This window comes from Pseudomonas sp. AIG, assembly GCF_977020205.1.
On record NZ_CDROCK010000015.1, the window covers coordinates 23305 to 48047 of the forward strand.

Sequence of the window (24743 nt, forward strand, 5' to 3'; positions counted from 1 at the left end):
TGACTGGTGAGGACTAGACGGGTAAAACGGGATGGCTTGATGAGTTCTGTTCATTAATCGACAGAGGGGGCAAACGCGGAAGTGAGGGGGTAACCCCTCACACAGGCTTCGACCAACAGGGTTTCTTCATCCAGCGTGGGGTCGACCAGATAGACCGGGCGAAACGGGGGCGAGCTTGGTGGGGCACCCAGTGCTTCGGGTCGCAGGTAGTAGTCGAGGGCGCGGTCGGTTGCCTCTTTGACCTTTTGCGGGTTGAGCGCGGAGTCGTGAGGGATTGGATCGGTGGGCGGTGGATTTGGCGTGATTTTGAACATAGATAAAGCTCCAATTTGAAAAAATGGGAGCCATCACCCTCGCTACCAAACGGCGGGTGGCGGCCATGCGCGGGTTGGTAGACCGGTCAAATCGGGAAACCCGGCGCTCACGGAGGAGCCCCACGCATGCCCACCATTCAAAGCCATTACCTCAAAAAAGGAGACAGCATCGACGATGTCGCAACAACGACAATTTGAAGCGGGCTACCAAACCCGATCACTGTTTTGCAGTGACAGGCAAACGATATAGCCCGGCCCATAGCCGTGTAAGCCGGCGGATTCTGGCGTACGCGTAGGTAACGGCGCAAGGTGTTGTAGGGAGGATGGCGTAACGGTTTGTGTGCTTTAAACGTGATCACTGGATGACGTTTACCAATGGGCATTGCCGAGCAATGAGATCTAAATTCAGGAGTTTTACGGACTACAATTTTGGGTGTAATGACCTACAGATCTGCAAGAATCCGCCGACTTGTCTGCCTTGAAACAAGATCCTATCGTTTGCCGGTCAAAACTTAATCACTTAAGCTGGTCAGCATGAATACACATCCTTCGGAGGCTCCGATGGCCACCACCAGAAAGACCGACAAACCTGACAAGAAGGAAGTTCGTGATGAGCTGACATTCCTTGATGTTCGGCAAGCCGCGCGTGATGGGCAGAAAGTGTTCGATAAATTTGTGATCACTGGCAGGCTACCTATTACAAAGTAGGCCTGAATGCCAGCCATCAAGATTTCTGCGCTTTTTGAACAACTCTCTAACTGGCAAAACTTCGCTGCACATTTTTATAACTACAAGGTGTGCGGTGAATTACCCGGGATTTTTGGGCGTGACGAACGACTCGATCTGACCGATATGCACCATATCCACCTTGCCAGTACTTCGTCACTGCAAGCTCGATGGGCAAAAATAAATCGTCAGTATTACCGCACTGTATTGGTTGACGATGCTGATAATGACTTTTGGCTGATCTATGCCTATGACGCGTTTCGGGATGAATATCTGTTACTGACGGTCACCGGCCCGGATGCGCATAACCGAAGCGAGTGGGGCTCATTTCTGCGCAATGTGCATTGCCGGATTGTTGAGCCTTGGACGCTGGGCAGGATTGTCTTTCCCGATTTGGACGATCTGTAATTTGCAGTCGAGCAGAGGAGGTGTGACATGAATCGATTGACTGGCGGTTGCCTGTGCGGCGATGTCCGTTTCGAAGTGACTGGTCAACCCTACCGCGTCGGCATTTGCCACTGCCTCGATTGCCGCAAACGTCACGGCACGCTCTTTCACACCTCGGCCATATTTCCCGAGGATGCGTTGAAAGTCACCGGCGAAACCCGCGACTACAACGGGCGCTTTTTCTGCCCGCGCTGCGGCTCTCCGGTGTTCGCGCGTTCCGAAGATGAAGTAGAGGTCAACGTCGGATCGCTCGATGAGCCTGATCAGTTCAAACCCACCTATGAACTCTGGACCATTCGCCGCGAGTCGTGGCTGCCGGCGCTTCCACTGGCTCACCACTACGAGCGTGATCGTGAAAGCACGGAGCGTACAGAGGAGTAGATGGGGCAGAAAACTTGTGGGACTTGGAATGGAGTGAGGATTTTTGGCATGTCGCATAGTCCCTGTGGGAGCGAGCTTGCTCGCGAAGGCGTCGTGTCAGTCGACATCAATATTGAAAGTAATGACGCTTTCGCGAGCAAGCTCGCTCCCACAGGGTGCAGTACATAAACTTACAGATCTTCACCGCGAATAAACGCCAGCAAATCCGCGTTAATCGTCTCCGCCTCCGTCGTCGGCATCCCGTGCGGGAACCCCGGATACGACTTCAGCGTGCCATTGGGCAGCAACTTGGCCGACAACGGCCCCGAATCCGCATACGGCACAATCTGGTCATCCTCGCCATGCATCACCAGCACCGGCACGGTGACCTTCTTCAAGTCCTCGGTGAAATCCGTCTGCGAAAACGCCACGATCCCGTCGTAATGCGCCTTCGCCCCACCGATCATGCCCTGACGCCACCAGTTGGCAATAATCCCTTCCGATGGCGTGGCTCCCGGTCGGTTGTAGCCATAAAACGGCCCGGTCGGAATATCCCGATAGAACTGCGCCCGGTTCGCCGCCAGTTGCGCCTGAAAATCATCAAACACCGATTTCGGCAAACCACCCGGATTGCTCTCGGTCTGCACCATCAGCGGCGGCACCGCGCTGATCAGCACACCTTTGGCGACGTTGTCCTGGCCATGCCGGGCAATGTAATGGATCACCTCACCGCCACCGGTCGAGTGGCCAACGTGCACGACATTCTTCAGACCCAGGTGATTGACCACCGCCAGCGTATCGTCGGCGTAATGGTCCATATCGTGGCCGTCCCAGACCTGGCTCGAACGCCCATGCCCACGCCGATCATGGGCAACCACCCGGAAGCCTTTGCCGAGGAAGAACAGCATCTGCGCATCCCAATCGTCCGAACTGAGCGGCCAGCCGTGGTGGAAGTGGATCACCGGCGCGTCTTTCGGACCCCAGTCCTTGTAGAAGATTTCGACGCCGTCTTTGGTGGTGACAAATCCCATGTTCGCTACTCCAGACCAATCTGATGGATCACCCGCGCAGTACGCGCGGACCGGTTTTGCTCATGATGGATTTCTGTTGCGCAGGCTCAGTGCGAGCCGTTATCAACTGTAGGATTAAAGTCGACATCTGCATGACCGGTGGTCGCAACGTCTGGCTTCATGCGCAAATTAGGCTTTGCTGAAAGGGATAAGCCGAGGCGCGCGTAAGCTTTGTAGGCCACAGCGGCGCCCCTTCAGAACACCGTGAGTCTGAGGAATTTCCCCGATGCTGACCTTGAATATCAATGGCAAGGATCAGGAGCTCGATGTCCCCGCGGACATGCCGTTGCTCTGGGTCCTGCGCGATGTCGCGCACCTGACCGGTACCAAATTCGGCTGCGGCATGGCCCAGTGCGGGGCCTGCACCGTGCACGTTGACGGGGCGCCGTTGCGCGCCTGCATCACCCCCGCAACCGCCGTGGCCCACGGCCAGAAAATCCTCACCATCGAAGGCCTGTCCACCGACGGTTCGCACCCGGTGCAGCAAGCCTGGGCCGAACTCGACGTGGTACAGTGCGGTTACTGCCAGTCGGGGCAGATCATGTCTGCCGCCGCTTTGTTGGCGAAAATCCCCAAACCCACCGACAGCGATATCGATCAGGCGCTCTCCGGCAATATCTGCCGTTGCGGCACCTATCCCCGGATTCGCGCAGCAGTTAAACGCGCATCGGAAATCGGCTGATTGTTTACGTGGGAGTCGGGTGATGAACAGTCCTGTATCGCGTCGGGGTTTTCTCAAGGGTAGTGCCGTGTTGGGCGGCGGCTTGGTGGTGGCGTTCGTCGTCCCCGGCGGCCACAAATTTGCCTATGCGGCCGAGAATGAAGGCAAGGTGTTTGCGCCGAATGCCTTCTTGCGTATTGCGGCGGACAACAGCGTCACCGTGTTGCTCGGGCATTCAGAGATGGGCCAGGGCATCTGGACCGGCCTGACCATGTTGATTGCCGAAGAGCTGGATGCCGATTGGTCGAAGATCCGCGTCGAGCATTCGCCAGCGTCGGCGGCGGATTACGGCATGCCGGGGTTTGGCGGCATGCAGATTACCGGCGGTTCAACGTCGACGTGGATGGAGTTTGATCGCTATCGCCTGGCCGGCGCGACCGCGCGGCAGATGTTGGTCGAGGCGGCAGCGAAGCGCTTTGAAGTGGCGCCATCGGCGATTCGCACCGAATCGGGCGTGGCCATCGCTGGCGATAAACGCGCCACCTACGGCGAGTTGGCGGATGCCGCCGGACAACTGCCGGTACCGGATCCGAAGTCGATCACCTTCAAGGAGGCCAAGGACTGGAAAGTCATTGGCAAACCGACCAAACGCCTCGACACGCCGGAGAAAATCACCGGCCGCGCCAAGTTCGGCATGGACGTGCAGTTTGAAGGCTTGATGACGGCGATGGTCGCGCGTCCACCGGTATTCGGTGCCAGCGTTAAATCCTTCGAAGGCGCTGAAGCGCTGGCGGTGCCGGGCGTGCACAAAGTGCTGCAAGTGCCGACGGGCGTTGCGGTGATTGCTGATCATTACTGGGCGGCGAAACTGGGCCGTGATGCCCTGAAGATCGATTGGGATCTGGGGCCGCATGCGGATCTGAGCAGCGAAAAACTGCTGGCGAGTTTCCGCAAACTGGCCGCCACGCAAGGCACTTCGGCCAGCCAGGCAGGGGATGCCAAGGGCAGTTTCGGTAAAGCGGCGAAGAAGATCGATGTCGAGTACAGCGTGCCCTATCTGGCCCACGCGCCGATGGAGCCGCTCAATTGCACGGTGAAGATCAGCGCTGAAAAATGCGAAATCTGGACCGGTACGCAGTTTCAGACGCTCGATCAAATGGTCGCCGGCAAAATCACCGGACTGAAGCCGGAGCAGGTGGAAATCCACACCGAATTCCTTGGCGGCGGTTTTGGCCGCCGGGCCAACCCAACATCAGACTTTGTTGCCGAAGCGGTGCAAGTGGCGAAAGCCGCCGCCATGCCGGTGAAGACCGTTTGGTCGCGTGAGGATGACATTCGTGGTGGGTATTACCGTTCGATGTTCCTGCATCAGGCGAAGATCGGTTTGGGCGCCGATGGTTTGCCGTCGAGTTGGCAACATGTGTTGGTCGGGCAGTCGATCATGACCGGCACGCTGATGGAGGCGACGATGGTCAAGAACGGCATCGACCCGACCTCCGTCGAGGGCGTGGCCGACAGCCCCTACGTCAAAGGCCTGGCCAATCATCAGGTCGATCTGCATTCACCGCAGACCGGCATCAATGTGCTGTGGCTGCGCTCGGTGGGCCATAGCCACACCGGTTTCGTCATGGAATCGCTGATCGATGAAATGGCTACGGCGGCGGGCAAGGATCCGGTCGAGTACCGACGAACGCTGCTCAAGGATCATCCTCGGCATTTGGGCGTACTGAATCTGGCGGTGGAAAAAGCCAACTGGAAAGCACCGTTGCCGGACGGCCATGCCCTCGGCGTGGCGGTGCACGAGTCATTCGGCAGTTACGTGGCGCAGGTCGCCGAGGTGTCACAGGACAATCTGAAGATTCGCGTGCACCGCGTGGTTTGTGCGGTGGACTGCGGGATTGCGGTGAATCCGCAAAGCATTGCCGCGCAGATGGAGTCGTGCATCACCTTCGGTCTGGGCATGGCGCTGCACAGCAAACTGACGCTCAAGGACGGCGCGGTGTTGCAGTCCAACTATCACGATTATCAGGTGCTGCGGCTCAACGAGATGCCGGTGGTCGAGGTGCACATCGTGCCCAGCAGCGACAAACCCGGCGGCATCGGCGAGGCCGGTGTGCCGCCGACCGCGCCGGCGGTGGCCAACGCGGTGTTCGCCCTGACCGGGCAACGTCTGCGCGAGTTACCGTTGCAACTGTCGGGGGTGTGAGATGAAACGACATCTAGTGTTGGGTACGGTGATTCTGCTGGGGCTGGGCGGTTATGCCTCGGACCTGTTCGCCGATGATCAGGAAGCGTTGAAAGCGTTCGGCACGGTGCAGAAAGTCTTTCAGAGTCCGCGCTGCCAGAACTGCCATATTCCCGGGGATTCGCCGCTGCAGTTCGATGCCGGCATTCCCCATGCGATGAACGTGGTGCGGGGCATGGACGGCAAGGGCGCGGCCGGTTTGCCCTGCGCCACCTGTCACGCCGAAAACAATCCACCGGCCAGTTACGGCCCGCATGCACCGCCGGGGGCGCCGCACTGGAGCCTGCCGCCGGCGGCGCACAAAATGGCTTGGATCGGCCTGCCACCGGACAAGCTCTGCGCGATGATCAAGGACCGTTCGAGCAATGGCGATCGCGACTTTGCCGCGCTGATCAAACACGTCAGCGAAGACAAACTGGTGCTGTGGGGCTGGAATCCCGGGGCAGGGCGCGCGCCGGTGCCGGTGCCGCACGATATTTTCGTCGCGCAATTCAAGCTGTGGGCCGATGCCGGCGGGCCGTGTCCGGTGGCGGGGATCTGACGGGGTGAGGCCTCGCTGATTTGCGCTACGCTCAAGTGCATTGATGACAATGGAGTGTGCGAATGCTGGTTCCAGGAAAACCTGCCAATGAAGCTGCGCGGATTCAGGTGTTGCACGGGCTCGATCTGCTTGATTCGGCGCCGGAGGAGCGTTTTGATCGGCTGACGCGCTTGGCCAAACGCCTGTTCAATGTGCCGATCGCGCTGGTGACGCTGGTCGACAAGGATCGGCAGTGGTTCAAGTCCTGCGTGGGCCTGGACGCCACTGAAACGTCTAGGGATGTGTCGTTCTGCGGCCACGCGATTCTGCAAAACGATTTGTTGCTGGTGCCCGATGCCCGCGAGGACGTGCGTTTTCACGACAATCCGCTGGTCACTGGCGCGCCGAATATTCGCTTTTACGCCGGCTACCCGCTGACCGTGCCCAATGGCAATAAAATGGGCACGCTGTGCCTGATCGACACCAAGCCCCGCGACCTCGACGAGGAAGAGCGCGCGTTGTTGCGTGATCTGGCCGAGATGGCCGAGCAAGAGCTGACCGCCGTGCAGATGGCGAGCATGGACGAGCTGACGTTGCTGTCCAATCGTCGCGGCTTCAAGCAACTGGCGCAGCACGCACTGGACGCCTGTGCGCGGCTGGAGCGGCCGGCGACCTTGCTGTTTTTCGACCTCAATGACTTCAAGCAGATCAACGATCTGTACGGCCATGCCGAGGGCGACAGTGCACTGAAGACCTTCGCCGATGTGTTGCGCATTGCCTTTCGCGAGAGCGATGTGGTCGGGCGCTTGGGCGGCGATGAGTTTGTCGCGCTGCTGACGGGGTCGAGCCACATCGAAACCAACGCGATCATGGCGCGGCTCAAGGAGATCCTTGAAGAGCGTAATGCCACGCTGCATCGCGGGTATGCGATTCGCTTCAGCGTCGGGCAGATTGAATACGACGGGAAACGCCACGAAACCGTGGATCGCCTGCTCGCCGATGCGGATGGCGCGATGTATGCGCACAAGCAGGCCCTGAAGCGCTGCTAGCGAATGCACCGCAGATCCCCTGTAGGAGTGAGCCTGCTCGCGATGGCGTCCGCACATTCAACATCTTCATTGCTTGACCTACCGCTATCGCGAGCAGGCTCACTCCTACAGGGGACAGTGTTTCGGGCAATAAAAAACCCGCCTGAAAAGGCGGGTTTTTTATTGGCTAAGCGAAGATCACTCTTCGATGTTGCCCATGGCGGTGGTGTTGAAGCCGCCGTCGACGTACATGATTTCACCGCTGATGCCCGACGCCAGGTCGGAGCACAGGAAGGCGCCGGCGTTGCCGACTTCGTCGATGGTGACGTTGCGACGCAGCGGGGTTTGCGCTTCGTTGGCGGCCAGCATCTTGCGGAAGTTCTTGATGCCGGAAGCTGCCAGGGTACGGATCGGGCCAGCCGATACGCAGTTGACGCGGGTGCCGTCCGGGCCCAAGGAGCCGGCCAGGTAACGGACGCCAGCTTCCAGCGAAGCCTTGGCCATGCCCATCACGTTGTAGTTCGGCATGGTGCGCTCGGCGCCCAGGTACGACAGGGTCAGCAGGCTGCCGTTGCGGCCTTTCATCATTTCGCGGCCGGCTTTGGCCAGGGCCACGAAGCTGTAGGCGCTGATGTCGTGCGCGATGCGGAAACCGTCACGGGTGGTGGCTTCGGTGAAGTCGCCGTCCAGTTGGTCGCCAGGGGCGAAACCAACGGAGTGGACGATGCAGTCCAGGCCGTCCCACTTCTTGCTCAGTGCTTCGAAGACCTTGGCGATTTCTTCATCGCTGGCCACGTCGCACGGGAAGCACAGCTCAGGGCTCGAACCCCAGCCTTGGGCGAATTCTTCAACACGACCTTTCAGTTTGTCGTTCTGATAAGTGAAGGCAAGCTCAGCGCCCTCGCGATGCATGGCGGCAGCGATGCCGGATGCGATGGACAGCTTGCTGGCGACACCGACGATCAGTACGCGCTTACCGGCGAGAAAACCCATGTGTTGCTCCTCTTTCAGGTTATTGCGCAGTGGCTGGTGCCAAAAAAGCGGCTTCCAGCAACTGCTGTGTATACGGATGTTGGGGGGCGGCAAAAATACTTTGCGCGTCTCCCTGTTCGACCACTTGGCCATGCTTGACCACCATCAACTGGTGGCTCAGCGCTTTGACGACAGCCAGGTCATGGCTGATAAACAAATACGTCAGGTTGTACTTGGCTTGCAGTGAACGCAACAGCTCCACCACTTGCCGCTGCACCGTCCGGTCGAGCGCCGACGTCGGCTCGTCCAGCAGGATCAGCGCCGGTTTCAGCACCAAAGCCCGGGCAATGGCGATTCGTTGCCGTTGCCCACCGGAAAATTCGTGGGGGTAGCGGTGCCGGGTTTCCGGATCCAGACCTACCTCCTTCAATGCCGCAATAATCGCCGCCTGCTGTTCCTCGGCGGTGCCCATCTTGTGAATCCGCAGGCCTTCGCCAACGATGTCGCTGACACACATGCGCGGGCTCAGGCTGCCAAACGGGTCCTGAAACACCACCTGCATCTCCCGACGCAACGGGCGAACCTCGTTCTGCGTCAGGCAGTCTAGCTGCTTGCCTTCAAAGCGGATCGTGCCTTTGCTGCCGATCAGCCGCAAAATAGCCAGACCCAGCGTGGATTTGCCGGAACCGCTTTCGCCCACAATCCCCAGGGTCTGACCCTGAGGCAGGCTGAAATTGATGCCGTCCACTGCTTTGACGTGATCCACCGTGCGCTTGAGCAGGCCTTTCTTGATCGGGAACCAGACTTTCAGGTCCTCGACCTCCAGCAGCGGCGCGCCGATTTTATTGCTCGCCGGGCCTCCGCTGGGCTCCGCGCCGAGCAATTCCCGAGTGTACGGATGCTGCGGCGAACGGAACAGCTCTGCGCACGATGCCTGTTCGACGATGCAACCGCGCTGCATGACACATACTCGATGCGCAATTCTTCGCACCAGGTTCAAATCGTGACTGATCAGTAACAGCGACATGCCCAATCGGGCCTGAAGTTCCTTGAGCAAATCGAGGATTTTCAGCTGAACGGTCACGTCCAGCGCGGTGGTCGGTTCGTCGGCAATCAGCAGTTCCGGCTCGTTGGCCAGGGCCATGGCGATCATCACGCGCTGGCGCTGGCCGCCGGACAATTCGTGGGGCAGGGCCTTGAGGCGCTTGTGCGGCTCGGGGATGCCGACCATCTCCAGCAGTTCCAGCGTGCGCTTGGTGGCGACTTTGCCGGTCAGGCCCTTGTGGATGCCGAGCACCTCGTTGATCTGCTTCTCGATCGAGTGCAGTGGATTCAGCGAAGTCATCGGCTCCTGAAAGATCATCGCGATGCGGTTACCGCGAATGTGGCGGATGGTTTTCTCACTGAGCCCCAGCAGGTTTTGCCCGGCATAGTTGATGCTGCCGGCCGGATGGCGGGCCATCGGGTAGGGCAGCAAACGCAGGATCGAGTGCGCCGTCACCGATTTGCCTGAACCGGATTCGCCGACCAGCGCCAGGGTTTCACCGCGCTTGATGTCGAAACTCACGCCTTCGACGACCCGGTGCACGCGCTCGCCGAAACCGAATTCGACGGCGAGGTCACGCACTTCGATCAGATTGTCCTGATTCATTTCACTTCCTCGGGTCGAAGGCATCGCGAGCGGACTCGCCGATAAACACCAGCAAACTCAACATCAACGCGAGCACAGCGAAGGCGCTCATGCCCAGCCACGGCGCTTGCAGGTTGGATTTGCCCTGGGCGACCAGCTCACCCAGCGACGGACTGCCGGCCGGCAAGCCAAAACCGAGGAAGTCCAGCGCGGTGAGGGTGCCGATGGCGCCGGTGAGGATGAACGGCATGAAGGTCATGGTCGAGACCATCGCATTGGGCAGGATGTGGCGGAACATGATCGCACCGTTCTGCATGCCCAGCGCCCGCGCCGCGCGCACGTATTCGAGGTTGCGGCCGCGGAGGAACTCGGCGCGCACCACGTCGACCAGGCTCATCCACGAGAACAGCAGCATGATCCCCAGCAGCCACCAGAAATTCGGCTGAACGAAACTGGCGAGAATGATCAACAGATACAGTACCGGCAGACCCGACCAGATCTCCAGAAAACGCTGCCCGGCGAGATCGACCCAGCCGCCATAGAAACCCTGCAGCGCGCCGGCAATCACGCCGATGATCGAGCTCAACACGGTCAGTGTCAGCGCAAACAGCACCGAAATGCGGAAACCGTAAATCACCCGCGCCAACACATCGCGACCCTGATCGTCAGTGCCCAGCAGGTTGTCTGCCGACGGTGGCGCCGGGGCCGGGACTTTCAGGTCGTAGTTGATGCTTTGGTAGTTGTAGGGAATCGGCGCCCACAGCACCCAGGCATCCTTGGCCTTGAGCAGTTCGCGGATGTACGGGCTCTTGTAGTTGGCTTCCAGCGGGAATTCGCCGCCGAAGGTGGTTTCCGGGTAGCGCTTGATCGCCGGGAAGTACCAGTTGTTGTCGTAATGCACCACCAATGGCTTGTCGTTGGCGATCAACTCGGCGCCGAGGCTTGCGCCGAACAGGATCAGAAACAGCCACAGCGACCACCAGCCACGCTTGTTGGCCTTGAACAGTTCGAAGCGGCGGCGGTTGAGAGGGGACAGGTTCATCTCAATGCTCCCGGCTTTCGAAGTCGATGCGCGGATCGACCAGGGTGTAAGTGAGGTCGCCGATCAGTTTCACCACCAACCCCAGCAGGGTGAAGATGAACAGGGTGCCGAACACCACCGGGTAATCGCGGTTGATCGCCGCTTCGAAACTCATCAGACCGAGGCCGTCGAGGGAGAAGATCACTTCCACCAGCAAGGAGCCGGTGAAGAAGATGCCGATGAATGCCGACGGGAACCCGGCGATCACCAACAGCATGGCGTTGCGGAACACGTGGCCGTAGAGCACGCGATGGCGGGTCAGGCCTTTGGCCTTGGCGGTGACCACGTACTGCTTGTTGATTTCGTCGAGGAAGCTGTTTTTGGTCAGCAGGGTCATGGTGGCGAAGTTACCGATCACCAGTGCGGTCACCGGCAACGCCAAGTGCCAGAAGTAGTCAAGAATCTTGCCGCCCAGACTCAGCTCATCGAAGTTGTTCGAGGTCAGGCCTCTCAGCGGGAACCAGTCGAGATAACTGCCGCCGGCAAACACCACGATCAGCAGAATCGCAAAGAGGAACGCCGGGATCGCGTAGCCGACGATGATCGCCGAACTGGTCCACACGTCGAAGTGGCTGCCGTGCCGAGTGGCTTTGGCGATCCCCAGCGGGATCGACACCAGGTACATGATCAGCGTGCTCCACAGCCCCAGCGAGATCGACACCGGCATCTTTTCTTTGATCAGGTCGATGACCTTGGCGTCGCGGAAAAAGCTGTCGCCGAAATCCAGGGTCGCGTAGTTCTTGACCATGATCCACAGGCGTTCCGGGGCCGATTTGTCGAACCCGTACATGTGCTCGATTTCCTTGATCAGCGCCGGGTCCAGCCCTTGCGCGCCGCGATAGGAGGAACCCGCCACCGACACCTCGGCACCGCCGCCGGCAATCCGGCTGGTAGCGCCTTCGAAGCCTTCGAGCTTGGCGATCATCTGTTCCACCGGGCCACCGGGCGCGGCCTGGATGATCACGAAGTTGATCAGCAAAATGCCGAACAGGGTCGGGATGATCAGCAACAGTCGCCGAAAAATATACGCCAGCATCTGATTACTCCGTGCCCGCAGGGTCGGCTTGCAGTTTGGTTTCGACTTCTATCGCCGGTTTTGCGTCCGGCTTGATCCACCAGGTATTGATGCCGATGTCATATTTCGGTGAGACCTTCGGGTGACCAATGTGATTCCAGTAAGCCACACGCCAGGTCTTGATGTGCCAGTTGGGCACCACGTAATAACCCCATTGCAGCACACGATCGAGTGCACGGGCGTGGGCCACCAGGCTTTTTCGCGAGTCAGCGTTGATCAGGTTCTCGACCAGTTGATCGACGATCGGGTCCTTCAGGCCCATGGTGTTGCGGCTGCTCGGTTTGTCAGCGGCGGCGCTCATCCAGTATTCGCGTTGTTCGTTGCCCGGCGAGTTGGACTGCGGGAAGCTGCCGACCATCATGTCGAAATCCCGTGAGCGCACGCGGTTGATGTATTGCGAAACGTCGACGCGGCGGATCACCAGATCGATGCCGAGGTCGCTGAGGTTGCGCTTGAACGGCAGCAAAACCCGCTCGAATTCGGTCTGCGCGAGGAGGAATTCGATGACCACCGGTTTGCCCGTGGCATCGACCATTTTGTCATCGACGATTTTCCAGCCGGCCTCTTGCAGCAGTTGATAGGCCTCACGCTGTTGGGTGCGGATCATGCCGCTGGCGTCGGTCTTCGGGTTGTCGAAGGCTTCGCTGAACACCTGTGCCGGCAGTTTGCTGCGGAACGGCTCAAGGATCGCCCGCTGATCGGCATCAGGCAGGCCGGTGGCGGCCATTTCCGAGTTCTCGAAGTAGCTGCGGGTGCGGAAATAGGCGCCGTTGAACAGTTGTTTGTTGGTCCATTCGAAATCGAACAGCAGGCCCAGTGCCTGACGCACGCGCACATCCTGAAACACCGGGCGGCGCAGGTTGAAGACGAAGCCCTGCATGCCGGTCGGGTTGCTGTTGGCGATCTGTTCCTTGATCAGGCGGCCTTCGGTGACGGCCGGAATGTTGTAGGCGTTGGCCCAGTTTTTTGCGGCCATCTCCAGCCAGTAATCGAATTGCCCGGCTTTCAAGGCTTCGAGGGCGACAGTGTTGTCGCGGTAGTAATCGGTGCTCATCGTGTCGAAATTGTAGAAACCGCGATTGACCGGCAGGTCCTTGCCCCAGTAATCCTTGACCCGCTCGTAACGCACCGAGCGTCCGGCCTTCACTTCGGCAACTTTGTACGGGCCGCTGCCCAGTGGAATTTCCAGGTTGCCCTTGTTGAAATCGCGATCGGCCCACCAGTGTTTCGGCAGCACCGGCAACTGGCCGAGGATCAGCGGCAACTCGCGGTTGTTGGTGTGCTTGAACTTGAACAGTACTTTCAGCGGATCTTCAGCGACGACTTCGGCGACGTCGTTGTAGTAGCCGCGAAACAGTGGCGAGCCTTCTTTGGTCAGGGTGTTGAAGCTGAACACCACGTCGTCGGCGCGCACCGGGTGGCCATCGTGGAAGCGCGCTTCGGGACGCAGGTAAAAACGCACCCAACTGTTGTCCGGGGCCTTTTCGATTTTGCCGGCGATCAGGCCGTATTCGGTGAACGGCTCGTCAAGGCTGTGCTTGGTCAGGGTGTCGTAGATCTGCCCGACGTCATCGGCCGGCACGCCTTTGCTGATAAACGGGTTGAGGCTGTCGAAGCCGCCGAATCCGGCCTGACGGAACACGCCGCCCTTGGGCGCGTCGGGGTTCACGTAATCGAACTGCTTGAAATCGGCCGGGTATTTCGGCGGCTCGTTGTACAGGGTCACGGCGTGTTGCGGGGCGGCACAGGCCAGCCCGGCGAACAGCAAGCCGCTGGCCTGGACGAGCAGGGCGCGGATCGGTTTCATTGATCTTTCTCCGAAGACTTCAGCCACCACGCGCTCAGGCCCAGGGTGTAGGGCGGCGTGGTGACAAAGGCCAACCGGTTGCGGTAGGCCAGGCGGTGATAATTGAGGTACCAGTTGGGAATGCTGTAGTGCTGCCAGAGCAGCACTCGGTCGAGCGCCTTGCCGGCGGCGACCTGTTCGTCGCGGGTGCGCGCGGCGAGCAATTGTTCGAGCAGGTGATCGACCACCGGATTGGCGATGCCCGCGTAATTCTTGCTGCCCTTGACGTTCACCTGACTGGAGTGGAAGTACTGCCACTGCTCAAGGCCCGGGCTTAGGGTCTGGTTGAGCGTCATCGAGATCATGTCGAAATCGAATTGATCGAGGCGCTGTTTGTATTGGGCGCGATCGACGGTGCGCAGGCGCGCGTCGATGCCGATGCTGTTGAGGTTCTCGATGTAGGGCTGGTACAGGCGCTCGAGGTTCGGATTGACCAGCAACAGTTCGAACCGCAGCGGTTGGCCGTCAGCGTTTTGCAGGCGTTGGCCGTTGAGCTTCCAGCCGGCTTCGGCGAGCAATGCCAGTGCCTTGCGCATGGTTTCCCGGGGGATGCCGCGACCGTCGGTTTGCGGCAGGGTGAACGGTTCGGTGAACAGCTTGGCCGGCAGTTGCTCCTTGTAAGGCTTGAGCATCAGCCATTCATGCCCGACCGGCAGGCCGCTGGTTGTGAATTCACTGTTGGGGTAGTAACTGGTGGTGCGCTTGTAGGCATCGCTGAACAGTGCGCGGTTGGTCCACTCGAAGTCGAACATCAGACCCAGCGCTTCGCGGGTCTTCACGTCGGCGAAGGTGGCGCGGCGGGTGTTCATGAACAGGCCCTGAGTCTGGGTCGGGATCTGGTGCGGGATCTGCGCCTTGATCACGTCGCCCCGGCGCACGGCGGGGAAGTTGTAGCCGTTGGCCCAGTTCTTCGCCTGATGCTCGATGTAGATGTCGAACTCGCCAGCCTTGAACGCTTCGAAGGCGACATCGCTGTCACGGTAGAACTCGACTTCCATGCGATCGAAGTTGTACTTGCCGCGATTGACCGCCAGATCCTTGCCCCAGTAATCCTTGACCCGCTCGAAGATCAGCTGCCGGCCCGGTGTCACCGAGGTGATGCGATATGGCCCGCTGCCCAGTGGCGGTTCGAAGGTGGTGGCCTTGAAGTCGCGGTCTTTCCAGTAATGCTGCGGCAGCACCGGCAATTCACCGAGGCGCAGGATCAACAGCGGATTGCCCGAGCGCTTGAGCACAAAGCGAATGCGTTGTTTGTTAAGGATGTCGACGCGCAGCACTTCCTGCAGGGCGGTGCGGTACAGCGGGTGACCGTCCTTGAGCAAGGTTCGATAGGAGAACGCCACGTCGTAGGCGGTGATTGGCGTGCCATCGTGGAAACGTGCTTCCGGGCGCAGATTGAACACCACCCAGCTGCGATCTTCGCTGTACTCCACCGATTGTGCGATCAAGCCGTAACTCGACGCGGGCTCGTCGCCGGACGGTGAATACTGGCCGGTGCCGACCATCAACGGCTCATTCAGCTCATTGATGCCGTACTGGAGGAAATTCGCTGTGGTGACCGGGCTGGTGCCCTTGAAGGTGTATGGGTTGACCGTATCGAAGGTGCCGAACGCCATCACCCGCAACGTACCGCCCTTGGGCGCTTGCGGGTTGACCCAGTCGAAGTGGGTAAATCTGGCCGGGTACTTGAGCGTGCCGAACTGCGCATAACCGTGACTTTCGGTAATCGTCGCGCTTGCGGTTGAGCTCAAGGCCAGGCTGATCAGGAGCAGGAGGAGGGCACGCTTCAAGTCAGATCCGATCCAGGCGGCTTGGGCTTTGTGGGCCGTACAGTAACAGCTTGTCTGGACAGGAAAAAGATGCGGGTTAATGCAGGGTTAATCGTTTGCGCGAAGAGCCCCTCACCCTAACCCTCTCCCGGAGGGAGAGGGGACTGAACGTGGTGTTTTGGAGGGTTGCATCGACGTGCGATGCCGAGCCGAACTCAGATTTTGAACAGCACGGAGATCGGCTCCCTTTCCCCCTCTACCCCTTGGGGGAGAGGGCTGGGGTGAGGGGGATGGATCTTCAGGGCACCACAAAATTTCATCCAAAAAAAAGCCCCTGCAAACTCAGGGGCTCTTCCATCAGTGCGGCTGATAAACCGTGAGCATCTGCCCCGGCTTCAAAGCCTTGCCCGCCCCCGGATTCCAGCGCTTGAGATGTTGCATCTCAACGTTGAATCGCTTGGCCACGACGTACAGCGTATCGCCGCGTTTGACCTTGTACTGAGTCTGCTGCGCGCTGTCGTCCTTGCCTTTGCTCTTGCTGTTGGACGCAATAATCGTGTTTACACGGCCGGACTTGCGAGCCGGCGCGCGCTTGGTGGTGTCTTGCATCACCAGGGTCTGGCCAACCTTGAGGTTCTTGCCGGTCAGCTTGTTCCAGCGTTGCAGGTCCTTGACTTCAACCTTGTTGGCCTTGGCAATGGAACCGAGGTTATCGCCACGCTTCACGCGATAGGCGCGCTTGAGCTGGGCCACTTCCGACGGATCAGCGCCTTCAAACACCGGTTTCAGCGAACGCGGGCTGATCAGCTCGTCAGGTCGCATGGTCTGCAAACTGGCAGTCAGCAATTGCGCCTTCGAGGTTGGCACCAGCAAATGCTGGGGGCCGTCGATGGTGGTGCGTTGCTTGAATGCCGGGTTGAGCTGGAACAGTTCGTCTTCGTCGATGTTGGCCACCGCCGCAACCTTCGACAGGTCCATGCGCTGGTTGATTTCGACGACCTGGAAGTACGGTTCGTTGGCGATCGGGTTGAGGTTGACGCCGTAAGCTTCCGGCGCCAGCACCACTTGCGACAGTGCCAGCAGCTTCGGCACATAGGCCTGGGTTTCCGCCGGCAGCGGCAGGTTCCAGTAGTCGGTGGGCAGGCCGAGCTTTTCGTTACGTTCGATGGCGCGGCTGACCGTGCCTTCACCGGCGTTGTACGCGGCCAGGGCCAGCAGCCAGTCGCCGTTGAACATGTCGTGCAGACGGGTCAGATAATCCATCGCTGCGGTGGTCGAGGCGGTGATGTCGCGACGGCCATCATAGAAGCGGGTCTGACGCAGGTTGAAGTAACGCCCGGTGGACGGAATGAACTGCCAAAGACCCACGGCGTCGGCCCGCGAATAGGCCATCGGGTTGTAGGCACTTTCAATCACTGGCAGCAGGGCCAGTTCCAGCGGCATGTTGCGCTCTTCGAGGCGTTCGACGATGTAATGAATATAGAGACTGCCGCGTTCGCCGGCATTCTCGAGGAAAGAGGGATTACTGGCGAACCACAGGCGCTGTTGCTCGATGCGCGGGTTTACACCGAGGCCTTCCTGCAGCTGAAAGCCCTGGCGCATGCGTTCCCAGATATCCTGGGGAACCTGTGGGCTGGGCTTTTCGGTCAGCCAGATCGGCTTCTGCTTGGCTCGCGCAGCAATGTTCGGCGTATGGGTCGCTTCAGTCTGCGGAGCATGGCTGGAACAGCCCGCCAGCGTGGCGGACACAGCCACCGCGATGGCTTGCGCCAGGCGGGTCAATGCGTCTGAATTGACGGACTTACGTATGGATGACGACATTGGCTGGAAGTAAGTTCCGGGCAAAAATGTCGGGCGATTCTAGAAAGCGCACCCACCTAGGTCAACCATTCAGAATTTTTGTACCAAGTGGCGGGGGACTTAGAACTTATCTTTCCAGGCCCGCAGAGCCGCAAATACCTCACTCGGCGCCCGGTTTTGAGCGCCTGCCCGTTCGTCCACTTTTTGTGTAACTAATGTTTCAGAGGTACGCAAAAACGGATTTGTGAGCTTTTCCAGGGCGAGGGTCGAGGGCAGGGTCATCACGCCGTTTTGTCGCTGCAGGGTGACTTTTTCCAGACGGGCGGCAATGTCCGGGTTGCTCGGCTCGACGGCAGCGGCAAATTTCAGATTGCTCAGGGTGTATTCATGGGTGCAGTAGACCAGCGTATCTTCCGGTAACGCGGCGAGGCGGCTGAGCGAGTGGTGCATTTGCTCCGGCGTGCCTTCGAACAAACGTCCGCAACCGGCAGCGAACAGCGTGTCGCCGCAGAACAGCAGGCCGTGGTGGTAATAGGCAATGTGCCCCAGGGTGTGACCGGGTACCGCATAGACGTCGAAGTCCCAGCCGAGCACGCTGACTGTGTCGTTGTCTTTGAGCGCCACATCGCGTCCCGGAATGTTTTCGCTGGCCGGGCCGTAGACTTTTGCGCCGCTCAGCGCTTTCAGGCGTTCGACGCCGCCGACATGATCATGATGGTGGTGGGTGATCAGGATGTCGCTCAACACCCAGCCCGGATGCGCTGCAAGCCACGCCTGCACCGGCGTGGCATCGCCCGGGTCGACCACGGCGCAGCGCTGGGTGCGGTGATCCTGTAACAACCAGATGTAGTTGTCGGTGAACGCGGGCAGGGCACTGATCTGTATCATTGTCGGAATTCGCCAAGCGGGAAACATTGGCGCATCTTAGTAGTTCCTGGCGCTTTGGAGAATGCGATGAGTGATAAAGCGTTCGCACAGGCTGATCCTGACTGGCTGGCCCTGATCGGTGCAGCCCGTGAATGGCTGTCCGGCCCGCTCGGGCAATTTCTGCTCGATGAAGAGCGGCGCATGCTCGAAGACGAGTTGGGCCGGTTCTTCGGCGGTTATCTGGTGCATTACGGGCCATCGGCCGAAACCCCGCCGTCAGCGCCGCAAGTTCAGCGCAACGTGCGTCTTGGTGCGCCGTTGCCGGGCGTCGAGATCGTCTGCGAAGAGCAGGCCTGGCCGCTGAGCGAGCACGCCGCCGACGTGGTAGTGATGCAGCACGGTCTGGATTTCTGCCTGTCGCCCCATGGTTTGCTGCGTGAAGCGGCGAGCAGTGTGCGCCCCGGCGGGCATTTGCTGATCATCGGCATCAACCCCTGGAGCACTTGGGGCTTGCGCCATGTTTTCGCCCATGACGCCTTGCGTCAGGCGCGCTGCATCTCACCGTCACGGGTTGCCGACTGGCTCAATCTGCTCGGCTTCGCGCTGGAGAAACGCCGCTTCGGGTGCTATCGTCCGCCGCTCGCGTCGCCCAAGTGGCAGGCCCGCCTGGCCGGCTGGGAACGCAAGGCCGGTGACTGGCAACTGTCGGGCGGCGGCTTCTATTTATTGGTCGCGCGCAAGATTGTGGTCGGGCTACGGCCGCTGCGTCAGGAACGTCGCGAGCCGATGGGCAAGCTGATTCCGCTGCCGATGGCCAAGGTCAATCGCCGTCGCATTGAACCGTAAACCTTCTTTTATTTGTGGCCGGGTGTGTCCCGGCCGCGGCCATCGTCGATCCGTGATCGGCGAGGCAGGCATTTATTCTGGATAGAGTGGCATGAGCGAAAGCGTTGAAAGCGTCGACACCGTAGAACTGTTCACCGACGGCGCCTGCAAGGGCAACCCCGGCCCGGGCGGCTGGGGCGCCTTGCTGGTGTGCAAGGGCGTTGAAAAGGAGCTGTGGGGCGGCGAAGCCAACACCACCAACAACCGCATGGAACTGCTCGGCGCGATCCGCGGCCTCGAAGCCTTGAAGCGGCCGTGCGAAGTGTTGCTGGTGACCGACTCGCAGTACGTGATGAAGGGCATCAATGAGTGGATGGCCAACTGGAAGAAGCGCGGCTGGAAAACCGCGGCGAAAGAGCCGGTGAAGAACGCTGATCTGTGGAAAGAGCTGGATGAGCAGGTCAATCGTCACACCGTCACCTGGAAATGGGTGCGCGGGCACATTGGTCATCACGGCAACGAGCGGGCGGACCAATTGGCTAACCGTGGGGTGGATGAGGTTCGCGGTTACAAGCAGAGCTGATTTCGCTTCTTAACCGTGGTGCGGCCATTCGCGAGCAAGCTCGCTCCCACACTGGATCGTGTTCACAACACAAATCCACTGTAGGAGCGAGCCTGCTCGCGAAGGGGACGCCACGGTCCACCTGAAACACCCCGCCGAGCGTGTTAACATCCGCGTTTTTTGCAAGATCGACCCGTTGAGAGCTGAACACTGATGGCCACCAGATCCGTTGTACTCGATACCGAAACCACCGGCATGCCGGTGACCGATGGTCACCGGATCATTGAAATCGGTTGTGTCGAACTGATCGGTCGGCGCCTGACCGGCCGGCATTTTCACGTGTACCTGCAACCGGATCGCGAGAGCGATGAAGGCGCCATCGGCGTTCACGGCATCACCAACGAGTTCCTGGTCGGCAAGCCGCGCTTTGCCGAAGTCGCCGATGAGTTCTTCGAATTTATCAAGGGCGCGCAGCTGATCATCCACAACGCGGCGTTCGACGTTGGCTTCATCAACAACGAATTCGCCTTGATGGGCCAGCAGGATCGCGCTGACATCACCCAGCACTGCTCGATCCTCGACACCTTGATGATGGCCCGGGAACGTCACCCAGGGCAGCGCAACAGCCTCGATGCGTTGTGCAAACGTTATGGTGTCGACAACTCCGGCCGTGAACTGCACGGCGCCTTGCTCGACTCGGAGATTCTCGCTGACGTCTACCTGACCATGACCGGCGGCCAGACCAGTCTGTCGCTGGCCGGCAATGCGTCTGACGGCAATGGCACGGGCGATGGTGCGGACAACTCGGCGACCGAGATTCGTCGTTTGCCGGCGGATCGTCAGCCAGCGCGGATCATTCGTGCGACGGAAGATGAGCTCGCTGCGCATCTGGTGCGGCTGGAAATTATTGCCAAATCGGCGGGCGGCCCGGCGATGTGGACGCAAATCGCCGAGGCCGACGCTCAGGCCTGAAAGATCAAAAGATCGCAGCCTGCGGTGCTCCTACATTGGAATGCAATCTCCTGTAGGAGCTGCCGCAGGCTGCGATCTTTTGTTTTTAAGGACATGAAGCCAACTGGCCACCCTCGCCACATTCGCTACAACCCTCTACCCTGAGTGCATTGGCCGATTCGAATCTGCCGCCTCGGGACACTGAGCCTCATGTACAAAGATTTGAAGTTTCCGGTGTTGATCGTCCATCGCGACATCAAGGCCGACACGGTCGCCGGTGACCGTATCCGTGGCATCGCCCGGGAGTTGGAGCAGGAAGGTTTCAATATCGTTTCGGCCATCGACTACACCGAAGGGCGGTTGGTCGCATCGACCCATCATGGCCTCGCGTGCATGTTGATTGCCGCCGAGGACGCCAGTACAAACTCGCACCTTTTGCAGAACATGGCCGAACTGATCGGTCTGGCGCGGGTGCGGGCTCCGGATCTGCCAATCTTTGCCTTGGGCGAACAAGTCACCCTGGAAAATGCACCGGCCGATGCCATGGCCGAACTCAATCAACTGCGCGGCATCCTCTATCTGTTCGAAGACACCGTGCCGTTCCTCGCCCGGCAAGTGGCACGGGCGGCGCGCAAATACCTCGATGGCTTGCTGCCGCCGTTTTTCAAGGCACTGGTGCAGCACACCGCCGATTCCAATTATTCCTGGCACACCCCCGGCCATGGCGGAGGTGTGGCGTATCACAAGAGTCCGGTGGGGCAGGCGTTCCATCAGTTCTTTGGTGAAAACACCCTGCGTTCAGATTTGTCAGTGTCGGTGCCGGAACTCGGTTCACTGCTCGATCACACCGGCCCACTGGCCGAAGCTGAAGCGCGTGCGGCGCGTAATTTCGGCGCCGATCACACCTTTTTCGTGATCAATGGCACCTCGACGGCCAACAAGATTGTCTGGCACTCGATGGTCGCGCGCGACGATCTGGTGCTGGTCGATCGCAACTGCCACAAGTCGGTGTTGCACGCGATCATCATGACCGGCGCCATTCCGTTGTACCTGTGCCCGGAGCGCAATGAACTGGGGATCATCGGGCCGATCCCGCTGAGTGAATTCAGCCGCGAATCGATTCAAGCGAAGATCGACGCCAGCCCGCTGACCAAGGGCCGCGCACCGAAGGTCAAGCTCGCCGTGGTCACCAACTCGACCTACGACGGCCTCTGTTACAACGCCGAGCTGATCAAGCAAAGCCTCGGCAACAGCGTCGAGGTCCTGCATTTCGACGAAGCCTGGTACGCCTACGCGGCGTTCCACGAGTTCTTCGCCGGGCGCTACGGCATGGCCACCTCGCGCAGCGAAGACAGCCCGTTGGTGTTCACCACGCATTCCACGCATAAACTGCTCGCCGCCTTCAGTCAGGCGTCGATGATTCATGTGCAGGACGGCGGCGCGCGGCAACTGGACCGTGACCGTTTCAATGAGGCGTTCATGATGCACATCTCGACCTCGCCGCAATACAGCATCATCGCTTCACTGGACGTGGCGTCGGCCATGATGGAAGGCCCGGCCGGGCGTTCGCTGTTGCAGGAAACCTTTGATGAAGCGCTGAGTTTCCGCCGCGCGCTGGCCAATCTGCGTCAGCACATTGCCGCCGATGACTGGTGGTTTTCGATCTGGCAGCCGCCGGGTGTCGAGGGTATCGACCGCGTGCGGACCGAAGACTGGTTGTTGCAACCGGATGCCGAATGGCACGGTTTTGGTGAGGTCAGCGACGATTATGTGTTGCTTGATCCGATCAAGGTCACGCTGGTAATGCCGGGGCTCAATGCCGGTGGCGCGCTGAGCGAGAAGGGCATCCCGGCGGCGGTGGTCAGCAAGTTTCTCTGGGAGCGCGGCCTGGTGGTGGAGAAGACCGGGCTGTATTCATTCCTGGTGCTGTTCTCGATGGGCATCACCAAAGGCAAATGGAGCACGCTGCTCACCGAACTGCTCGAATTCAAGCGCAGTTACGATGCCAACGTGCGCCTCGACACCTGCCTGCCGTGCGTGGCCCAGCAAGACACCGCGCGTTATCGCGGCATGGGCCTGCGCGATCTGTGTGATCAACTGCACGCCTGTTATCGCAGCAATGCCACGGCCAAACACCTGAAACGCATGTATACCGTGCTCCCGGAAATTGCCATAAAACCGGCTCATGCCTACGATCATCTGGTGCGCGGTGAAGTCGAGGCAGTGCCGATCGATGAGTTGGAGGGGCGCATCGCCGCAGTGATGCTGGTGCCGTATCCGCCGGGCATTCCGCTGATCATGCCCGGCGAACGCTTTACCGAATCGACTCGCTCGATCATTGATTACCTGAAATTTGCTCGCACGTTCGATAGCAGCTTCCCCGGTTTTGTCGCGGATGTGCATGGATTGCAGCACGAAGACGAGGGCAATGGACGGCAATACACCGTCGATTGCGTCAAGGAATGAGGACATTTCCCAGTATGCAACCGGTCATGAATCCAAAATACCCTGGGCTGTCGGTGCGGGTCGCCGATGAAGGCTTTGCGCCGTATATCTGGGGCAGCGACTTCAGCTTCGAAGTCGCCGCCTATGGCGCCGCCGTGATTGGCCAGCCGGTCGAGCAGTGGCGCGTGACGCCGATCGTGCCGTACCGCAAGTGCTACGGCATCGATCCTGAGGAGTTCAGCGCCTTCCATAACGCGGCCGATAGCGCGATTTTCATGGCCTATCTGGATGATGAGCCGGTGGGCCATCTGGTGATCAGTACCAACTGGAATGGCTTCGCGCACATTGATGAGCTGGCCGTGCACGCACCGGCGCGTCGGCATGGCGTGGCCAAGGCATTGCTGGATGTCGCGCAGTTCTGGAGTCGCAAGAAGAAATTGCCGGGGATCATGCTCGAAACCCAGAACAACAACCTTGGCGCCTGTCGTTTGTATGAGCGTTGTGGCTACGTGATTGGTGGCGTTGACCAGTTGCGCTATCGCGGCATTGATCCGAACACCGCCGAAGTGGCGCTGTTCTGGTATCGATTGTTCGATAATCCGCTGGAAAACCCGCTTAGCTCGACAGCATCGCCTCGGCTTGTTCCGTGACGATGGTGAGCAATGTCTGAATCGCCGCTGACGGCGCAGTGTGCTTGAAGGTCAGGGCGTAGAGGCTGATCGGCACCGCCGGCGACAACGGGCACACATCCAGCCCGGCAGGGCGCGCGCCCAGTGCCGTGAACGGGTCGACAATGGCCAGGCCTTCACCGGCCTCGACCATGCTGCGCATCATCTGATGGGTTTGCACCCGCGTCTGCACGCTCGGCGCCGGCCGCAGGGCCTGGAGTTTGTTTTCCAGCGCCGGGCTCAGCGGGTCCTGACCTTCGAGGCCGACCATGGTCTGCCCCGCCAGATCCTGTAGGGAGATGTATTTTTGCTTTGGTTGCAGCCAGCCGTGGGGCGCGAGCAGTTGCAGCTTGCCATGGGCCAATGGGCGGCAATCAATGTCGGGATGTTCGGGGTCGTGCAGACTTAAACCGAGATCGCTTTCACGCAATAACAGGCTGCGGACGATATCGCGGGTCGGCGCGCTGAGCAGGCTGCACGGTGCGTCGGGCAAACGTCGACGCAGGGCAGCGAGGCTTTGGGGCAGTAATTGTTGCGCCAGCGGCGGGGTGCCGATAATGCGCAAGGGTGGGGCGAGGTATTGCCTGAGGCTGCTGGCCAGCCGTTGCACCGGCTCCAGTGCTTCATAAACGTGGGCGATTTCCACCTGCAACGCCCGCGCCTCGGGCGTCGATTGCAGGCGCCCGCGCACGCTGGCGAACAGCATGAACCCCAACTGACTCTCGGCTTCGCGCAAACGCTCTTCGACCTCGGCCACCGGCAACTGCAGCCATTCGGCGGCGGTGCCCAGGTGACCGGTCTGCAAGAGCGCCTGAATCACTTCGATATGACGTAAACGCATGCGTGAAGTCCATGTTCAGCAGGTGGGGTCAGTGGCTGAA

The 24743-nt window shown here is 59.9% G+C and carries 22 protein-coding genes and 1 pseudogene; 12 read left to right on the forward strand and 11 right to left on the reverse strand.

Going from position 1 to position 24743, the window contains the following annotated elements; translation table 11 throughout:
- Positions 1–101: 101 nt before the first annotated feature.
- Positions 102–314, reverse strand: a pseudogene (locus ACWR1S_RS11590) (DUF6124 family protein); the annotation flags it as partial.
- A 561-nt stretch (positions 315–875) separates the two neighbouring features.
- Here ACWR1S_RS11590 and ACWR1S_RS11595 point away from each other — a divergent pair.
- From ACWR1S_RS11595 to ACWR1S_RS11605, 3 genes are read left to right on the forward strand one after another with little or no spacing between them, the layout of a single operon-like run.
- Complete coding sequence (locus ACWR1S_RS11595; protein ID WP_162835975.1) at positions 876–1022, forward strand: hypothetical protein; 147 nt, start codon at positions 876–878, stop codon at positions 1020–1022.
- A gap of 6 nt (positions 1023–1028) precedes the next feature.
- Complete coding sequence (locus ACWR1S_RS11600) at positions 1029–1448, forward strand: type II toxin-antitoxin system YafO family toxin (protein WP_454563575.1); 420 nt, start codon at positions 1029–1031, stop codon at positions 1446–1448.
- Between the two features lie 27 nt (positions 1449–1475).
- Positions 1476–1868: a GFA family protein gene (locus tag ACWR1S_RS11605; protein ID WP_454563576.1), complete on the forward strand. Its 393-nt coding sequence runs from the start codon at positions 1476–1478 to the stop codon at positions 1866–1868.
- Between the two features lie 170 nt (positions 1869–2038).
- Here the strand turns inward: ACWR1S_RS11605 and ACWR1S_RS11610 are convergent, their stop codons facing one another.
- On the reverse strand, positions 2039–2878 hold the full coding sequence (locus ACWR1S_RS11610; protein WP_122605534.1) for an alpha/beta fold hydrolase: 840 nt from the start codon (positions 2876–2878) through the stop codon (positions 2039–2041).
- A gap of 265 nt (positions 2879–3143) precedes the next feature.
- On the opposite strand from ACWR1S_RS11610, the gene ACWR1S_RS11615 reads away from it, so the two are divergent.
- The 4 genes from ACWR1S_RS11615 to ACWR1S_RS11630 all read left to right on the forward strand — a co-directional run bounded on the left by ACWR1S_RS11615 (position 3144) and on the right by ACWR1S_RS11630 (position 7392).
- Entirely contained in the window at positions 3144–3599 is a 456-nt protein-coding gene (locus tag ACWR1S_RS11615) for a (2Fe-2S)-binding protein (RefSeq protein WP_003224136.1), read from the forward strand.
- A 22-nt stretch (positions 3600–3621) separates the two neighbouring features.
- Positions 3622–5784 (forward strand): molybdopterin cofactor-binding domain-containing protein, encoded by a 2163-nt coding sequence (locus ACWR1S_RS11620; RefSeq protein ID WP_454563577.1) that lies wholly within the window; start codon positions 3622–3624, stop codon positions 5782–5784.
- Between the two features lies 1 nt (position 5785).
- Positions 5786–6364: a hypothetical protein gene (locus ACWR1S_RS11625; RefSeq protein ID WP_122599556.1), complete on the forward strand. Its 579-nt coding sequence runs from the start codon at positions 5786–5788 to the stop codon at positions 6362–6364.
- 62 nt (positions 6365–6426) lie between these two features.
- Positions 6427–7392: a sensor domain-containing diguanylate cyclase gene (locus ACWR1S_RS11630; protein WP_454563578.1), complete on the forward strand. Its 966-nt coding sequence runs from the start codon at positions 6427–6429 to the stop codon at positions 7390–7392.
- A gap of 177 nt (positions 7393–7569) precedes the next feature.
- Here ACWR1S_RS11630 and fabI read toward each other — a convergent pair whose 3' ends face one another.
- From fabI to gloB, 8 genes are all read right to left on the reverse strand, one after another.
- On the reverse strand, positions 7570–8364 hold the full coding sequence (fabI, locus tag ACWR1S_RS11635) for an enoyl-ACP reductase FabI (RefSeq protein WP_007910591.1): 795 nt from the start codon (positions 8362–8364) through the stop codon (positions 7570–7572).
- Positions 8365–8383: 19 nt separating this feature from the next.
- Positions 8384–9994 (reverse strand): ABC transporter ATP-binding protein, encoded by a 1611-nt coding sequence (locus ACWR1S_RS11640; RefSeq protein WP_454563579.1) that lies wholly within the window; start codon positions 9992–9994, stop codon positions 8384–8386.
- A gap of 1 nt (position 9995) precedes the next feature.
- Entirely contained in the window at positions 9996–11015 is a 1020-nt protein-coding gene (locus tag ACWR1S_RS11645) for an ABC transporter permease (RefSeq protein WP_454563580.1), read from the reverse strand.
- Position 11016: 1 nt separating this feature from the next.
- Positions 11017–12090 (reverse strand): microcin C ABC transporter permease YejB, encoded by a 1074-nt coding sequence (locus ACWR1S_RS11650; RefSeq protein WP_454563581.1) that lies wholly within the window; start codon positions 12088–12090, stop codon positions 11017–11019.
- Between the two features lie 4 nt (positions 12091–12094).
- Positions 12095–13936, reverse strand: coding sequence for an extracellular solute-binding protein (locus tag ACWR1S_RS11655; RefSeq protein ID WP_454563582.1), 1842 nt, complete (start codon positions 13934–13936; stop codon positions 12095–12097).
- The gene (locus ACWR1S_RS11660) at positions 13933–15765 is read right to left on the reverse strand and encodes an extracellular solute-binding protein (RefSeq protein ID WP_454563583.1); all 1833 of its coding nucleotides are present in this window, start codon (positions 15763–15765) and stop codon (positions 13933–13935) included. Before ACWR1S_RS11660 ends, ACWR1S_RS11655 begins: the two co-directional genes overlap by 4 nt.
- Positions 15766–16101: 336 nt before the next feature.
- Entirely contained in the window at positions 16102–17565 is a 1464-nt protein-coding gene (locus ACWR1S_RS11665) for a transglycosylase SLT domain-containing protein (RefSeq protein ID WP_454563584.1), read from the reverse strand.
- Between the two features lie 99 nt (positions 17566–17664).
- A complete protein-coding gene (gene gloB / locus ACWR1S_RS11670) occupies positions 17665–18432 on the reverse strand; it encodes a hydroxyacylglutathione hydrolase (RefSeq protein WP_454563585.1) in 768 nt (255 codons plus the stop codon).
- Between the two features lie 66 nt (positions 18433–18498).
- Here gloB and ACWR1S_RS11675 point away from each other — a divergent pair, with 66 nt between their 5' ends.
- From ACWR1S_RS11675 to ACWR1S_RS11695, 5 genes are all read left to right on the forward strand, one after another.
- The gene (locus tag ACWR1S_RS11675; RefSeq protein WP_093430718.1) at positions 18499–19257 is read left to right on the forward strand and encodes a class I SAM-dependent methyltransferase; all 759 of its coding nucleotides are present in this window, start codon (positions 18499–18501) and stop codon (positions 19255–19257) included.
- A 91-nt stretch (positions 19258–19348) separates the two neighbouring features.
- Complete coding sequence (gene rnhA / locus ACWR1S_RS11680; protein WP_064118581.1) at positions 19349–19819, forward strand: ribonuclease HI; 471 nt, start codon at positions 19349–19351, stop codon at positions 19817–19819.
- A gap of 192 nt (positions 19820–20011) precedes the next feature.
- Positions 20012–20770, forward strand: a complete 759-nt coding sequence (gene dnaQ, locus ACWR1S_RS11685; protein ID WP_122599561.1) for a DNA polymerase III subunit epsilon — start codon at positions 20012–20014, stop codon at positions 20768–20770.
- Between the two features lie 189 nt (positions 20771–20959).
- Entirely contained in the window at positions 20960–23215 is a 2256-nt protein-coding gene (locus ACWR1S_RS11690; protein WP_454563586.1) for an Orn/Lys/Arg family decarboxylase, read from the forward strand.
- Between the two features lie 14 nt (positions 23216–23229).
- Entirely contained in the window at positions 23230–23844 is a 615-nt protein-coding gene (locus tag ACWR1S_RS11695) for a GNAT family N-acetyltransferase (protein ID WP_454563587.1), read from the forward strand.
- On the opposite strand, the gene ACWR1S_RS11700 is transcribed toward ACWR1S_RS11695, so the two are convergent.
- Complete coding sequence (locus tag ACWR1S_RS11700) at positions 23810–24703, reverse strand: LysR substrate-binding domain-containing protein (protein ID WP_454563588.1); 894 nt, start codon at positions 24701–24703, stop codon at positions 23810–23812. The two genes, ACWR1S_RS11695 and ACWR1S_RS11700, sit on opposite strands and share 35 nt — an antisense overlap.
- Positions 24704–24743: the final 40 nt, after the last annotated feature.